Raw genomic sequence first — 669 nt, forward strand, 5'->3', positions numbered from 1 at the left:
GGCGCTTGGCGAATCGCCGGCAGTATCGGCTTGCTTGCCGCCTTTCTGAGCTTCATACTCTGGCGGCGCCACGCCGAATTGACCAGCGCCATTCACGAAAGCCCGCTGACCGCGTTCTCCCTGGGGCGCACTTACATCTGGGCCGGCGCTTTCGAAGCCTGGCGCGGCCATACCTGGTTCGGCCTTGGCGCCGGCGTGTTTCAGTTCCTAACCCCGGATTACACCGGCGGGCGCTTCGACCGGGGCGAATTGCACGCCCATAATGTGTTGCTGGCCATCCTGTCCGAGACCGGCTTGGCCGGATTGTCCGCCTATGCCCTGCTGATATACTCGCTATGGATGCCGCTGATTAAACGCGGTCTCGGCGACGCCGGGCGGCAATGGGTTCCGCTTTGGCTGCTGGTATTGCCCAGCTTCGGGCTTTTCGATTTTTACCTGCCGTTCTACGGCTTTTCGATCCATCTGGCCCTGGTCATCGCCAATCAATATGCCTTGGCCTATCCTTGCCGCATGAATTGGAGGAACAGCCCCCTAATGAATACATGTCCGCAAAAACCGCGCAAGGCAGGCCGCGCATGAACGAACTTTCCCGGGTTTTGGTGACGGGCGGCGCCGGCATGATAGGCCGGCGGGCGGTGGCGCAACTGCGCGAACTGGGGGTGGAAACCG

Annotated in this window: 1 protein-coding gene; it reads left to right on the forward strand. The window is 61.6% G+C overall.

The window, feature by feature from the left end; translation table 11 throughout:
• The coding region (locus NP596_RS21760; protein WP_256617461.1) for an O-antigen ligase family protein at nucleotides 1-579 on the forward strand (579 nt) is incomplete at its 5' end.
• Nucleotides 580-669 lie beyond the last annotated feature (90 nt).

The organism is Methylomonas rivi, assembly GCF_024505165.1.
In the GTDB taxonomy this organism is placed as follows: Bacteria; Pseudomonadota; Gammaproteobacteria; order Methylococcales; family Methylomonadaceae; genus Methylomonas; species Methylomonas rivi.